Consider the following 13292-nt stretch of genomic DNA (forward strand, 5'->3'; position numbering starts at 1 on the left):
GCAAATCAAAAACGGCAGAGTGACGCAAACGGCGGCTCTGCCGTTTTTGAAGAATGTTATTGAAAAGGGTGTAGCTATGTTATCATACACTGTCCGCAAGCTTTTAATGCTGATACCCATGCTGCTGGTCATAACCTTTATTATATTCCTGGGTATGGAGGCTATGCCGGGGGATGCGGTCTCTTTTATGGTTCCACCGGATGCGCTCGCCAACATGACGCCGGAAAAAATGGAGATGCTGCGAGAATCGCTGGGACTAAATGACCCCTTTATTGTGCGGTATTTTAGTTGGATCACCGGAATATTACGAGGGGACTTCGGCTACAGCCTAACCAGCGGCGTACCTGTCAGCCAGATCATCATGAGCAAGCTCGGAGCTACCGTAGAGCTTTCAGTAGCAGCGTTGTTGTTTTCCACCATTCTCGGCAATGTTCTGGGCATTCTCAGCGCCATTAAAAAAGGTTCTATTGGGGATAACGCCCTCACAGTTGCAGGTATGATCGGTCTATCCATTCCCGAATTTTTCTTTGGGCTTGTCTCCCTCTTAATTTTCTCCATCAACCTTGGCTGGCTGCCCATCGGCGGTCGAATTTTGCCGGGATATGAAACATTTTGGGATCGACTTCCGCACCTGATACTTCCCGCACTGGTGCTTGGAATTGCAATGACGGCGGGCGTCATGCGTTACGCACGCTCCAGTATGCTGGATTCGATTAATAAGGATTACATAAGAACAGCAAGAAGCAAGGGCTTACCCGAATGGCGAGTAAACCTTGTACATGGCTTCCGAGTAGCATTGACGCCGGTCATCGTATTGGTTGGCTTCCGCCTTCCGGTACTCATTGGCGGCTCGGTAGTAATAGAACAGATTTTCCAGTGGCCCGGGGTAGGAAATGAATTTGTAGCGGCAATCCGAGGCGGAAATACCCCTGTCGTTATGATGATTGCACTGTTATCCGTAACGGCGGTTTTGCTTGCCAGTTTTCTGGTTGATCTTTTTACCGCTGTGCTGGATCCTCGTGTAAGACTTGATTAAGGAGGGGGAAAGGCAATGAAACGTTCCGAAATAAAACTAAACAAAAAAATGGATAAAATTAAGGCAATGGAGGAGCAAGGCCTTTATAAAAAGAAAAAAGGCAGCCGTGCCCTCCATAAGCTGCTCAACAATCGTCTGGCTGTTGTCGGGGCCATCCTGCTGCTGATTATTATTGTAATGTCCTACGGCGCGCCGCTTTTCACCCAGTACAGTTATAAAACGATGGACATGAAAAACACCCTGCAGCCCCCCAGTGTGGAGCACATTTTTGGTACGGATAAAATCGGTAGGGATGTATTTGCACGCGTGCTATACGGTGGCAGAGTCTCTATTTTTGTGGGGCTGGGCAGCGCGTTGGGCGCGGCGTTAATCGGTGTGGCGCTGGGCTGCTACGGCGGCTACAAGGGCGGCTGGTTTGACGCACTCGTATTCCGAATTTCAGAGGTATTCATGGCATTCCCTCAGATGATATTGGTGCTGCTTTTGGTCGCTATCATGGGGCAGAAGTTGAGTAACCTTATTTTAATCTTTGTTATTACCGGCTGGGGCAGCGTTTACCGCATGGCAAGGGCACGCATGCTCTCGCTGCGTGAGGAAGAATATGTGCAGGCGCTCAAGGCGTTCGGGGTAAGTGATTTTAAAATAGCATTCAAACACATGCTGCCCAACGCGATTGGCCCCATTGCGGTAAACATTACCTTGAGTACAGCGATGTTCATTTTGCAGGAGGCGGCGCTGAGTTTCCTTGGGTTGGGCGTACCCATGGAGGTTCCCACTTGGGGCAATATCCTCAATGTAGCAAACGACCTCACCATTCTCAAAGAAAACTGGTGGATATGGCTTCCCGTTGGCATTGTCATCTCTCTGTTTGTGCTCAGCATTAACTTTATCGGCGATGGCTTGCGCGATTCCGCGGATCCGTCACAGCAAGGGTAGAAGGAGGAAAAGCAAGTGAACGACAATACCGTAATTTCTGTTAAAAACCTAAAAACCTTTTTCTATCAAAACGGCAGATGCAACAAGGCGGTGAACGGAGTCTCCTTTGAAATCAAAAAGGGCAGAACTTTGTGCATCGTGGGTGAAAGTGGCTGCGGCAAAAGCGTAACGGCCTCCTCCATTATGCGCCTGCTGCCCGATCTCTCCCGCATAGAAGAGGGTGAAATCATCTACCACAAGGGCGAAGAGAATATTCACATTGAAAGGCTGGAAAAGAACGGTAAAGAAATGCGCAATCTGCGCGGGCAGGATATAGCCATGATTTTTCAAGACCCTATGACGGCGCTAAATCCGGTGTACACCGTGGGCTTTCAGATTAAAGAAATGCTTACCCAGCACTACAAGCAGCGCAATAGAAAACGCGTGGATGCAAAGGTGGTTTCACTGCTGGAGGATATGGGCATTCCTGCGCCGGCACAACGCGCAAGGGAGTACCCGCACCAGTTTTCTGGCGGTATGCGCCAGCGTGCTATGATTGCTATGGCAATGGCGTGCTCGCCCAAGGTGCTCATTGCGGATGAGCCGACCACCGCACTGGATGTTACCATACAGGCGCAGATTTTCGAGCTAATGGAGACCCTAAAGAAAAAAAACGATACTGCCATCATGCTCATTACACATGATATGGGCGTGGTAAGCGAGCTGGCGGATGACGTTGTGGTTATGTACATGGGCAATATTGTGGAAAGCGGCACCGCGGAGGAGCTGCTCCGTCACCCGCATCACCCCTATACCAGAGCACTGCTCCGCTCTATCCCTGTGCTCGGCAAGGGGCACAATCAGGATATCCAGCCCATCCGCGGTGTTACACCGGACCCGTACAACCGCCCCGTCGGCTGCCAGTTTGCACCGCGTTGTGACTACTACAATGCAAAATGCGAGGTTATGCCCGGGGAGGAAATTGTCTCGGGAACCCACTGTGTACGGTGCCACAACTACAAGGAGGCGGTAGCAGATGGAAAATAAAAAAGAAGTTTTACTTAGCCTGAAAAACGCCAAAACCTATTTTCCAATCAAAAAAGGCGTTATGAAAAAAACGGTGGGCTACGTAAAAGCGGTTGACGATGTCACCATTGATATTTACAAGGGCGAAACACTGGGCCTGGTAGGCGAAAGCGGCTGTGGTAAAACAACGCTTGGTAAGTCCATCCTACAGCTCATAAATTCTACCGGCGGCGAAATGCTTTACAATTTTGGCGGAAACATCGGCGTAAAAAACCTCAAAAAGCTAACATCTGCGGAAATGAAGCTGGCACGCAAACGCTTACAAATCGTCTTTCAGGATCCCCAATCTTCCTTAAACCCCGCGTTTACCATCTTTGGTTCGCTGGAGGACCCTCTCAAGCAAAACGGTGTTGCAAAGCGGGAAGACCGCCGAAAAATTATTGGCGACCTGCTGGAGCAGGTAAATATGCGCAGTGAGTATATGGATCGCTACCCCAACGAGTTTTCGGGCGGGCAGCGGCAGAGGATTGGCATTGCGCGCGCCTTGAGCGTCGAGCCCGAGCTGATCATCTGCGACGAGGCGGTGAGCGCGCTGGATGTTTCCATTCAGGCGCAGGTGCTCAACCTGCTCAAGGAACTCAAGGAGAAAAAGAACCTTACTTATATCTTCATTACCCATGACCTCAGCGTTGTGGAATACATCAGTGACCGCATTGCCGTTATGTACCTTGGGAAAATCGTGGAGATTGCGGACGCCGAGGCACTGTATGAGAATACCCTGCACCCCTATACAAAGGCATTGCTTTCCGCCATTCCGGTTGCAGACCTTGACAAAAAGTCGAAGCGCATCGTGTTGGAGGGCGACGTGCCCAGCCCAGCCAAGCCACCAAGCGGCTGTACCTTCCACCCAAGATGCAAGAATTGTATGGATCGCTGCAAGACCGATATTCCGGCCTTGAAAAAATACATGGTGGATGGCAAAGAACATTTTGTAGCGTGCCACCTGATGGAAGAACAACAGCAAGCAACTCCGCTAAGCGAACAATCCTGAACAGAAAAGAGTTTTTAACGATGATAATGGATCAAATCAGCAACGCCAACCGCTATACCAGCAGCGTAAAGAACCTGGCAAACGCCCTGCGCTACTTAGAGGGCAAGGGGAAGCTATCGGAGGGCAGGTACGAGTTTGACGGGGGCTTTCTGCTTGCAGTTTCGGGCGAGACGACCCCGCTGGAAAGCAAGGATTTTGAAGCCCACCACGAATACGCCGATGTGATGTTTGTATTAGAGGGCGGCGAAGAGGTGAGTTTTTGCGCGGTTTCTGAACTGGAAACCGTACAGGAATACAATGAGACAGAGGACTGCTCATTCCACAGGGGCAGCGGAAAGGGCTGTATTGTTGCGGTGCCCGCCGGCATGTTTTATGTAATGCTGCCCGGTGAGGGGCACAAGCCCTGCATCCATACAGGGCAGACCGGCAGGTACTTTAAATACATCATCAAATGCAGGCAATAGGGGGCTGGTGCAGTGCAAGAAAAGCTTTTGTTGAAACCCTGTGACATTATCGTAATCGGTGCAGGGCTTGCGGGTATCAAGGCTGCATACGAGGCAGCACTGAGCGGACTTTCTACAAGAATCATCGTAAAAAGCAGGCTTTGTTCCGGCTCCAGCTTTTACCCTAAGATGGATAGTCTCGGCTGCCAGTGTACCTCCGATGACCCCATGGACGAGCAATACTTTTTTGAGGAGATGGAGGACAGCGGGCTTACCATGAACAGTCCCTCACTCACCAAAGTTTATGTTGAAAACATTCGCGAGCGAATAGGTGATTTTGATAAGCTTGGCATCCCTTACCACAAGCTACAGGATAAAAAGATAGCCTGCTTTGCCAAACGCCCCCGCGATATCTACGTCTGGGGGGACTGGGACGGTATCCGCACCAATGTGCGGGAGCTGTTCGCAGCGTTCCCCAATGTGGAGATTCTGGAGAATACCGACGTAGTTGGTATTTTGCAGCAGGGTGGCAGGGTAAAGGGAGTGCTTGCAGTGGGCAGCGACGGCAATCTGCTGCGCATGTCTGCCAAAAGCGTGATCCTGGCGACCGGCGGGTATGGCTCTATCTACGAGCACAGCCTCAATACCTCAGATGTAAGCGGGGACGGGCAGATGCTTGCCTACAACGCGGGTGCAAAGCTTATTAATCTGGAATTTATTCAGTTTATCCCCGGCTTTCTTTCGCCCGTTTATAAGATCATTCTACGGGAGCCAATGCTGCTGCACTGCAAGGGCTTGCCGGATGCCGATGGCAGGGAGCTTCTCTCAGAATATCTGAGCAGCGATCAGGAGATTGAATCGTGCATGCAGCAACGCTCTACACATGGCCCGTTCACCTGCCGTACTGCGGCAAAGTACTTTGACATTGCCATCATGGAGGAGATTCTCAAAAGCGAAGAGACCAAGGGAGTGCAGATTAAATACGAACACTCACTTTACGAAGATGAACGAGAGGTCGTGCGCATGCACCTTGAATGGCTGCGGGAAAAATACCGCATTGACCCCTGTAGGGATAAAACCTTTGTCGCACCATTCTGCCACGCCGCGAACGGGGGTGTAAAGGTAGATGAGCACTGCTCCACCACGGTGGCGGGGCTGTTTGCAGCGGGTGAGGTGGCAGGCGGCATTCACGGGGCAGACCGCCACGGCGGCAATGCCACGGGCAGCTGCATTGTGTTCGGTACCATAGCAGGCAGGTCAGCCGTAGCCTATGCACAGGGCGCAGACATACCGCCAAGCCCCACAGAGGCAGAGCAGGAGGAATACATAAGCACTGTTTACCGTGGTGGCACGGGCGAGCTTACCCCGGCACAGGCGTCTGCCGAAGTGAAACGGGTGATGTGGCGCAATGGAAATATCATACGCAGTGAGACGGGGCTCGCCACCGCGCTGGAACAGGTGGAACAGGTAGAGGCGAACTTTGACCCTATGCGCTACATAGCCAACCCCTCGCAGCTTAAGCAGGCAGTTAACACCGTAAACACAATTCGGCTTGCAAAATTGGTGTTGGGCGCAATGCGTGGGCGCCGTGAAAGCCGCGGTTCACACTACCGTACCGACTACCCAGCACTTGACCACAATTACGATAACCTGCGCATTGAAGTTACAAAGCAAGGCAATCTGGCTGATTACAGCCTACAGGAAAGGCGATGAGAACAATGAACAACAAAGAAGTTTTAGAAAAACTGCGGGGCGGGCTGATCGTTTCTTGTCAGGCTTTGGCACATGAGCCGATGCACAGCTCCTACATTATGTCCCGCATGGCATACGCCGCATTGTTAGGCGGTGCTGTCGGTATCCGCGCAAACAGCGTGGAGGATATTACCGAGATCAAAAAGACGGTTCAGCTTCCCATCATTGGTATAATCAAAAAAGATTTTGAAAGCTGCAACATCTATATTACCCCCACCATGGAGGAGGTGGATTGCCTGGTGGAAACCGGAGTTGAGATCATTGCCATGGACGCGACCTCCCGCCCGCGCCCCAATGGGGAAAATATTGCGGAGTTTTTTGCACAGGTGCGCAAGAAATACCCGAGCCAGCTTTTCATGGCAGATTGCGCCACCTTTGAGGAAGCACAGCATGCGGATGAAATAGGGTTCGATGTGCTCAGCACCACACTTTGTGGCTACACAGAGGATACCAAGGGCGCGATCATCCCAAGCTTTGAGCTGATTCAAAAGCTTGTACAAAGCACCGAGAAATTTGTGATAGCCGAAGGCGGCATCTGGACGCCGGAGCAGCTGGTTCAGGCTTATGAATGCGGCGTGGACAGCGCCGTAGTGGGCACCGCCATTACAAGACCCATGGATATTACCAGACGGTTTACAGCAGCAATCCGACATAAAAAATAAAATTTCAAATATCAATTTGAAAGGAAACAGGTAGTATGGCTAAATTTGATATTAAGGACATTACCGGTGTGATCCCCGCGCTGATCACCACATTCGATGAACACGAGAATTTTGATGAGCAAAGAATGCGCACCGTCACCCGCCACCTGCTAAACGAGGGTGTGGATGGCTTTTACCTCACCGGAAGCACCGGCGAAACCTTTTTGATGACCCCTGAGGAGCGGCGCCGTGTGGTAGAGGTTGTGGTGGATGAAGTACAGGGTAAGGTACCTGTTATTGTACATGTGGGCGATATTGGAACCAAAAAGTCCATCGAACACGCAAAACACGCCTATGAGGCTGGTGCAGATGCCATCTCCTCGGTGCCGCCCTTTTACTGGAGATTCAGCGAAGACAATATCTACAACTATTACAAGGATATCACCGAATCCACCCCGCTGCCCATGATCATCTACAACATTCCTTTGGCGGGGCTTGTGGGGTACGATACCATCAAACGGCTTGCGACCATCGAGGGGGTAAAGGGCATCAAATATACTGCCACCACCCATTTTGAGATAATGAAAATTAAGCAGGAACTCGGGCAGGATTTTATGATTTACTCCGGTGCGGATGAAATGGCAGTCAGCGGGCTTGCCTTTGGCGCAGATGGCATCATTGGCTCGTTCTATAATGTTATCCCTGAGCTTTTTCAGGACATCTACAAGTTAATGAAACAGGGAGATGTCAACAGAGCGAGAGAAAAACAGGAGATTGCAAACAAAATCATCCTCAAGGCGGTTAGCTACGATTACCTTGCGCTGATGAAGCGTATGATGGCATGGGGCGGTGTAGACGCAGGCTACGCCAGAAAACCGTTCACCAATTACAGCGGCGAGTGTGAGGAAAGCATCAAGGCAGAGTTCAGCACAATTAAAAAAGAGAATAACATTACAGACATTAAGTTTATGAAAGAGCTATGAAGATAATTTCGCTTGATATTGGAGGAACCTCAATCAAAGCGGGCGAGGTGGTGGATGGGAAACTTGTTTCCCGACAGGAGTTTGATACCAACGCTAAGCTGGGCGGTGCGTTTGTCATGCAGCGCGCGCAGGAGATTGTAGGCAGTTTTTCCGGCTTTGACCGTATTGGAATCAGCACCGCGGGACAGGTGAATCCCGTTACAGGGACAATTCGATTTGCAAACAAAAATATCCCCGATTACACCGGAACGCAGGTGAAAAGCCTGCTGGAAGCCGCGTTTGGTAAGCCTGTAGTGGTAGAGAACGATGTAAATGCTGCCGCGGTGGGGGAAGCGCATTTTGGTGCAGGCAGGGGAGTGCGCGATTTTCTTTGCATCACCTATGGCACAGGCGTGGGCGGGGCAATCGTGATAAACGGAAAAGTCTATTCCGGCAGCAGCTTTTCCGCAGGGGAGTTCGGGCATATCATCACCCATGCAGGGGGCGAGCTGTGCAATTGTGGGCAGCAAGGTTGCTATGAACGCTATGCCTCGGCAGGTGCTCTGGTGCGCCTCGCCACAAAGCAGGATAGCACCCTCACCAGCGGGCGAGCTATCTTTGAGCAGATACACAAACCTCAGGTGCGTGAGTTGGTGGATGACTGGATGACCGAGATTCTATACGGGCTTACCACCTTGATCCATACTTTTAATCCTGCAATGGTGGTGCTGGGCGGTGGAATTATGAATGAGGATTATGTAACGCAGGGCTTGCAGCAGCGCTTACCGCAGCATATTATGAGCAGCTACCACCATGTGCAGCTGCAGCAAGCACAGCTGCGTAATAACGCTGGCCTTATGGGCGCGGCGTATCTTGCACAGCAACTATAAGCAATTTAGGTAACAGCCTAGGCTTCTCTGAGTGTTAACCAATTTAAAGATGTGTAGTATTCTTTTGAGAAGGATGCCAGCAGACAAGAGCTGAAATCGACTTAGGCAATATTAAAGCCTCTCGTACAACACAGTGCGAGAGGGCTTGGTTTTTCGCGTATGCAATAAAATTGTACCATGTTAAAGCTAATTAATTGTAGTTGTTTCATTACAAGTCTTTGATAATTTGCTCTAATTTTAAATCTGGAAAAGAGATTCACCGTTTTCAACGCCTACTCATAAAATAGAATTCAACTAATTCTGACTCTGATTCTGAAAATTATCTTTTCCTGCTCATGATACCACCTAATACGAAAAAGGATATAAGAAAACCCTCACACTTTTTTAGAGTGTAAGGGTTCTCTGCGAGCTCCGCTGTATTAAGATATCATTCGATTTTCAAGTTGGGATTTGAACTATTATGTGACAAAGATCATGCCCATAATGTTGTTTAACATCACTCTGCTTACGCAAGTACAAAATATCCCATACAAAGAGCTATAGTTGACAGCATATAAAGAGAAGCCTGTAACCATTCTTTATGTTTTATGTTGATAATCACATTTAAACTTCCAACAACTATCATAGCGACACTGTACTATTTTTAAGATCAACACAGTCCCATTGGAGGGCAACTATTTCGCTTCTACGTAAACCTAAAAGCGAAGAAATAAGAACTGGGAGAAATATTTTAGTATCTGCCATAGACTTCAATAACACTTCGATTTCATTAGGTGTATAAAATGTGTGGATGTAAATTTCCTTTTTAGGGAGTTCGGCATCCATTGCAGGATTGTACCTAATAAAGTGTTTCTTTTTCGCATAAGCCAATGCTTTACGTATATTCGCATGGTGTTTTAATACCGTGCTTCCAGAAAGCCCTCTTAATATTTGATATGAATAATAACGCTCGATATCCTCTGTGGTTATTTCAGTCAATTTTTTACCGAGCATAGAAAAATATGGTGTAATATAATTATACACCACTTTGTAATAACCCTCATAAGTCGATTTTTGAATTTTGGATCTGTGTATTTCTAACCAGTCCTTCATAAAATCACTAAACAGCACTGAGTTGTCGTTTATTACATCAGCATTTAACTTTAAAGCATCAATTAATTGCAAAAGCTCTTGCTCCGACATAATCTTTACCTCCATTGTAATGTGTTATCTAATAATTATAACACTTTATCAATAGTAAACTAACACAGCGAATCTATGAAGGACTTAAAATCCCTCGGTGGCAACATCGTACCGGTTCAATTCCGGTCAGCGGCACCATGTTAAAGTCATGTATGAGATTCGAACTCATACATGACTTTTTTCTTTATCTGTGATAATCTGAAGCAAAGTATATTTATTATAGTTTGAAAAGGAGATTATTATGAAAGTAGTTAAGTATTTTCAAATTGCATTTTTAGTTGTGGGAATGCTGACATCCTTAGAATTTATCTTTATTAGAGGGATGTTCACATGGTTAATTGCTGTTGGTAATTAAGAGAAAGGCAACATATTTAAGGTCTGAAAAAACTCTGGTAATTGAGAAGAAATTAAAAAACAGCTCTAGTTACCGGACTCTTTGCATGCCCCAAATTCTTACTGATTATCTTGTGCAAGAAAAGAGAAAGCAGAAACAATACATGGTAACCAATAGAGAAGAATACAATAAAACGTATACCAATTTTCTGTGTATAGATGAGTATGGTAACATCATTACTCCAGATTACATTACTTACGCATTTAGAAACTTCATTAAAAGAGAAAACTTAAAACCTATAAGATTTCATGACTTGCGACATAGTTTTGCTAGTGCATTGCGAAGTCAGGGAATAGATATGAAGCAAATCCAAGAATGGCTAGGGCATAGCAATTATTCTACAACAGCAAATATTTACACGCATGTTGACTTTATTGATAAACGAAACGCAGCAGAAAAAATAGATAAGTTAATGCATTTAAAAATTGTTGATTGAATGCTTTACCCTTAAATTCTACTTAAACAAAGAACTTCACATCATTTTGTGGAGTTCTTTTTATATTTATTTTCAGTTGCCATATAAAACATCAGGAGGAAAACAAAATGCAAGGAAAAGGTTTAAGAGAGTATTTACAAAAAGCCGAAATTGAGTACATTGCCACTCATGGGGGAGGATACCCCGAAACCTTCAAATGGGATGATGACATCGAAGCACATGTACGCAAAATGGGTTTCCGCATTAAGGAACGTATCGTTGTGGATGGGAATTGGTTGTGTACCACCAATGGTATCAGCATTTGCCTTGAAGATGGTTTTATAACTAAATAAGCGTTAGTAACGGAGGTATAAAAATATGGATATTAAAGATAAAATTGCGAAGCTGTTAGCACTGGCTGAAAGCCCAAATGAAAATGAAGCGCGCGCTGCAATGCTTAAGGCTAAGGAATTGATGGTACAACACAAACTAACGCTTTCCGATCTTAAAACAAAGCCAGATGCTAAAGTAATCCAATATTTAACTGGCGTAACATGTAGTAAGCGTCGAGACGCATGGATAATTGACCTTTGTGGCGTAATCGCACGTAATTACTGCTGCAAAAGTTATTGGAATTCTCGCCAATACAAACAAACTGTTGAAATCGGAATTGTTGGATTTGAGGAAGATGTGCAAATCTGCAACAAGATTTTTCATTATGCTTTGGATTGCGTGAATTCTTGGATTCAAGGAAAACGTTTACAGCTTTCTGGAATGTACGATGCGTTTACAATACGTTCTGTTTGTGATAGCTATGCAAAAGGTTTTATACAAGGGATTAGCGCAGCATATCTAAAACAGGAGGAACAACATCAGGAATGGGGGCTAGTTGTTATTACCCCAAAAGAAGTTCAAGAGGTTGTAGATGGATTTAGAGACTCTAGTTTTAAAGGCAAAAGTGCTATGGTTCCAGAAATCTATAATCACGGGTTTTCAGATGGGATGGAGTTCAATCCAGCCGACAAATTAGAAAGCCCCTCTGTAGCAGTATAAGGAGAAAAAAATGAGTATCAAAGTTTACAGTATGCACCTTTGCCAAACTCCTTTAGTAAAAGCAATTGCATCCATCACTATTGACGGCAAATTTGCCGTCAATAGCATTAAGGTGATACAGCTGAATGAACGTCTTATGGTAGTTATGCCGAGCGCCGAGAACCAGCAAGGTAAGCATCACGATTTAGTGCACCCAATTAATGAAAGCACCCGCAAACAGCTAGAAGAAGTTATTTTAACTGAATATAAAAATAAAACATCGGGAGGAAAACAAAATGAGTAAAATTATCGCAGTTGCAAATCAAAAAGGTGGGGTGGGCAAAACTACCACCGTAGTAAATTTGGCGGCAGCACTCAGCCACGCTGGGAATAGAGTGCTGATGGTAGACCTTGACCCGCAAGCAAGCCTAACGGTATGCCAAGGAATAGAGCATCCGGACGAACTGCCGATCACCATCACAAACGTGCTTGCGGATATAATGGAAGATGCATTTGATATGAAGAAAAGTCAATATATCCTAACCAAAGAAAAGCACCTGAACCATTAAAGTTCAGGTGCTTAATATTTTTGAAAGGAGATGCCAATATGAGCCGCTATATTAAACTACCGGATGCCGTTTTCAATTTTAACCTCAACGCAACCGAACTCATGGTGTACACCGCTCTGCAAAAGCATGCTAATATCTTTGGTCGTTGCATCGTCAAGCACAGCACCATCGCGCAGCTCATCGGCGCGTCCACCGGCACCGTCTCCCGCGCTACACGGGCACTAGAATCGAAAGGTCTTATCTTTATTCACGCTTGCCGTAATAAAAAGACGGGTGACCAGATCGCCAACGGCTATACCCTCGAATCATTCACTGGCGGATACACAAAGTTGCCCGCTAACATTCATGCCTACAAGCTCCCTAAAAGCGTTTTCAAGGTTTACGTATACTTTCTCAAATGCAGATGTGAAAAGAGCCTACAGGCTGTTCCAAGTCTGTCCCAGATGGTTTCTGTACTACATATGTCTAAGCGCACCGTTATAGATGCTGTAAATTATCTGCAAGAGCGGATGTATCTCAGCAAAGAGCGTTACGAGCGCAAAACCGACAATCGCATTGGCCACAACAGGCATATCGTATTTACACCAGTGCTGCGTGCTATTATGCTGCGCCTAGTGTGTGCTCTTAACAAGGCACAAAAGAGAATACGGGCAACCCTGTTTCAGAGGGTTGCCCGCATCGCAAAAAATTATATTACCAAGTCTATCTACAGTATACTTAACACCTATGAAATCGTCAAGCATATTGCGCCCAAAATCCTTTTTTATTTAGTAATTTGAGTGGTACTAATCTGATGGGGCAGTAACTATACCCACTTTACTGCAACTGAAAAGATAATATTATCATGTTCTAGTATAGTTATATCTAGGTTTAATAGATACATGGTCTTGACCGTATTTCAAACTGCGCACCGTAATTCAGTGCGTATTTTTATTTTCAGTTGTTAAGACAGGTTACCCTAGTTGTCTATTTACTTTTTAATTA

The 13292-nt window shown here is 46.4% G+C and carries 16 protein-coding genes; 15 read left to right on the forward strand and 1 reads right to left on the reverse strand.

Features of this window, described 5'->3' with window-relative positions:
- The first annotated feature begins 76 nt into the window (after positions 1-76).
- The 9 genes from RTV33_RS03235 to RTV33_RS03275 are packed head-to-tail and all read left to right on the forward strand — an operon-like array spanning position 77 to position 8716.
- Positions 77-1036 (forward strand): ABC transporter permease, encoded by a 960-nt coding sequence (locus tag RTV33_RS03235; RefSeq protein ID WP_312641493.1) that lies wholly within the window; start codon positions 77-79, stop codon positions 1034-1036.
- A gap of 15 nt (positions 1037-1051) precedes the next feature.
- Complete coding sequence (locus RTV33_RS03240) at positions 1052-1972, forward strand: ABC transporter permease (protein WP_312641494.1); 921 nt, start codon at positions 1052-1054, stop codon at positions 1970-1972.
- A gap of 15 nt (positions 1973-1987) precedes the next feature.
- Positions 1988-2998, forward strand: a complete 1011-nt coding sequence (locus RTV33_RS03245) for an ABC transporter ATP-binding protein (RefSeq protein WP_312641496.1) — start codon at positions 1988-1990, stop codon at positions 2996-2998.
- A complete protein-coding gene (locus tag RTV33_RS03250; protein ID WP_312641498.1) occupies positions 2988-4028 on the forward strand; it encodes an ABC transporter ATP-binding protein in 1041 nt (346 codons plus the stop codon). Before RTV33_RS03245 ends, RTV33_RS03250 begins: the two co-directional genes overlap by 11 nt.
- A gap of 20 nt (positions 4029-4048) precedes the next feature.
- Complete coding sequence (locus RTV33_RS03255) at positions 4049-4492, forward strand: YhcH/YjgK/YiaL family protein (RefSeq protein WP_312641500.1); 444 nt, start codon at positions 4049-4051, stop codon at positions 4490-4492.
- 12 nt (positions 4493-4504) lie between these two features.
- Entirely contained in the window at positions 4505-6184 is a 1680-nt protein-coding gene (locus RTV33_RS03260; protein ID WP_312641503.1) for an FAD-binding protein, read from the forward strand.
- Between the two features lie 5 nt (positions 6185-6189).
- Positions 6190-6885 (forward strand): N-acetylmannosamine-6-phosphate 2-epimerase, encoded by a 696-nt coding sequence (locus RTV33_RS03265; RefSeq protein ID WP_312641505.1) that lies wholly within the window; start codon positions 6190-6192, stop codon positions 6883-6885.
- A 35-nt stretch (positions 6886-6920) separates the two neighbouring features.
- On the forward strand, positions 6921-7847 hold the full coding sequence (locus tag RTV33_RS03270) for a dihydrodipicolinate synthase family protein (RefSeq protein ID WP_312641507.1): 927 nt from the start codon (positions 6921-6923) through the stop codon (positions 7845-7847).
- Positions 7844-8716, forward strand: coding sequence for an ROK family protein (locus tag RTV33_RS03275; protein WP_312641508.1), 873 nt, complete (start codon positions 7844-7846; stop codon positions 8714-8716). Before RTV33_RS03270 ends, RTV33_RS03275 begins: the two co-directional genes overlap by 4 nt.
- A 621-nt stretch (positions 8717-9337) precedes the next feature.
- Here RTV33_RS03275 and RTV33_RS03280 read toward each other — a convergent pair.
- Positions 9338-9898 carry a phage integrase SAM-like domain-containing protein gene (locus RTV33_RS03280; protein ID WP_312641510.1) on the reverse strand — a complete coding sequence of 187 codons (561 nt, stop codon included), beginning with the start codon at positions 9896-9898 and terminating at the stop codon, positions 9338-9340.
- 497 nt (positions 9899-10395) lie between these two features.
- On the opposite strand from RTV33_RS03280, the gene RTV33_RS03285 reads away from it, so the two are divergent.
- The 6 genes from RTV33_RS03285 (at position 10396) to RTV33_RS03310 (ending at position 13087) form a co-directional block, all read left to right on the forward strand.
- The gene (locus RTV33_RS03285; protein WP_396327213.1) at positions 10396-10728 is read left to right on the forward strand and encodes a tyrosine-type recombinase/integrase; all 333 of its coding nucleotides are present in this window, start codon (positions 10396-10398) and stop codon (positions 10726-10728) included.
- Between the two features lie 107 nt (positions 10729-10835).
- Positions 10836-11060, forward strand: coding sequence for a hypothetical protein (locus RTV33_RS03290; RefSeq protein WP_312641514.1), 225 nt, complete (start codon positions 10836-10838; stop codon positions 11058-11060).
- 25 nt (positions 11061-11085) lie between these two features.
- A complete protein-coding gene (locus RTV33_RS03295; RefSeq protein ID WP_312641516.1) occupies positions 11086-11760 on the forward strand; it encodes a DUF2786 domain-containing protein in 675 nt (224 codons plus the stop codon).
- A gap of 10 nt (positions 11761-11770) precedes the next feature.
- Positions 11771-12043, forward strand: coding sequence for a septation protein SpoVG family protein (locus RTV33_RS03300; protein WP_312641518.1), 273 nt, complete (start codon positions 11771-11773; stop codon positions 12041-12043).
- Positions 12036-12308, forward strand: a complete 273-nt coding sequence (locus tag RTV33_RS03305) for an AAA family ATPase (protein ID WP_312641520.1) — start codon at positions 12036-12038, stop codon at positions 12306-12308. Before RTV33_RS03300 ends, RTV33_RS03305 begins: the two co-directional genes overlap by 8 nt.
- A gap of 38 nt (positions 12309-12346) precedes the next feature.
- Positions 12347-13087 (forward strand): helix-turn-helix domain-containing protein, encoded by a 741-nt coding sequence (locus tag RTV33_RS03310; RefSeq protein WP_312641522.1) that lies wholly within the window; start codon positions 12347-12349, stop codon positions 13085-13087.
- Positions 13088-13292: the final 205 nt, after the last annotated feature.

Origin of the sequence: Hydrogenoanaerobacterium sp., assembly GCF_032017025.1 — a bacterium.
In the GTDB taxonomy this organism is placed as follows: Bacteria; Bacillota; Clostridia; order Oscillospirales; family Ruminococcaceae; genus Hydrogenoanaerobacterium.

Coding starts and splice junctions, on each gene's coding strand:
- RTV33_RS03235 (WP_312641493.1), top strand. CDS start 77: ATGTTATCATACACTGTCCGCAAGCTTTTAATGCTGATACCCATGCTG.
- RTV33_RS03240 (WP_312641494.1), top strand. CDS start 1,052: ATGAAACGTTCCGAAATAAAACTAAACAAAAAAATGGATAAAATTAAG.
- RTV33_RS03250 (WP_312641498.1), top strand. CDS start 2,988: ATGGAAAATAAAAAAGAAGTTTTACTTAGCCTGAAAAACGCCAAAACC.
- RTV33_RS03255 (WP_312641500.1), top strand. CDS start 4,049: ATGATAATGGATCAAATCAGCAACGCCAACCGCTATACCAGCAGCGTA.
- RTV33_RS03265 (WP_312641505.1), top strand. CDS start 6,190: ATGAACAACAAAGAAGTTTTAGAAAAACTGCGGGGCGGGCTGATCGTT.
- RTV33_RS03270 (WP_312641507.1), top strand. CDS start 6,921: ATGGCTAAATTTGATATTAAGGACATTACCGGTGTGATCCCCGCGCTG.
- RTV33_RS03275 (WP_312641508.1), top strand. CDS start 7,844: ATGAAGATAATTTCGCTTGATATTGGAGGAACCTCAATCAAAGCGGGC.
- RTV33_RS03280 (WP_312641510.1), bottom strand. CDS start 9,898: ATGTCGGAGCAAGAGCTTTTGCAATTAATTGATGCTTTAAAGTTAAAT.
- RTV33_RS03285 (WP_396327213.1), top strand. CDS start 10,396: ATGGTAACCAATAGAGAAGAATACAATAAAACGTATACCAATTTTCTG.
- RTV33_RS03290 (WP_312641514.1), top strand. CDS start 10,836: ATGCAAGGAAAAGGTTTAAGAGAGTATTTACAAAAAGCCGAAATTGAG.
- RTV33_RS03295 (WP_312641516.1), top strand. CDS start 11,086: ATGGATATTAAAGATAAAATTGCGAAGCTGTTAGCACTGGCTGAAAGC.
- RTV33_RS03300 (WP_312641518.1), top strand. CDS start 11,771: ATGAGTATCAAAGTTTACAGTATGCACCTTTGCCAAACTCCTTTAGTA.
- RTV33_RS03305 (WP_312641520.1), top strand. CDS start 12,036: ATGAGTAAAATTATCGCAGTTGCAAATCAAAAAGGTGGGGTGGGCAAA.
- RTV33_RS03310 (WP_312641522.1), top strand. CDS start 12,347: ATGAGCCGCTATATTAAACTACCGGATGCCGTTTTCAATTTTAACCTC.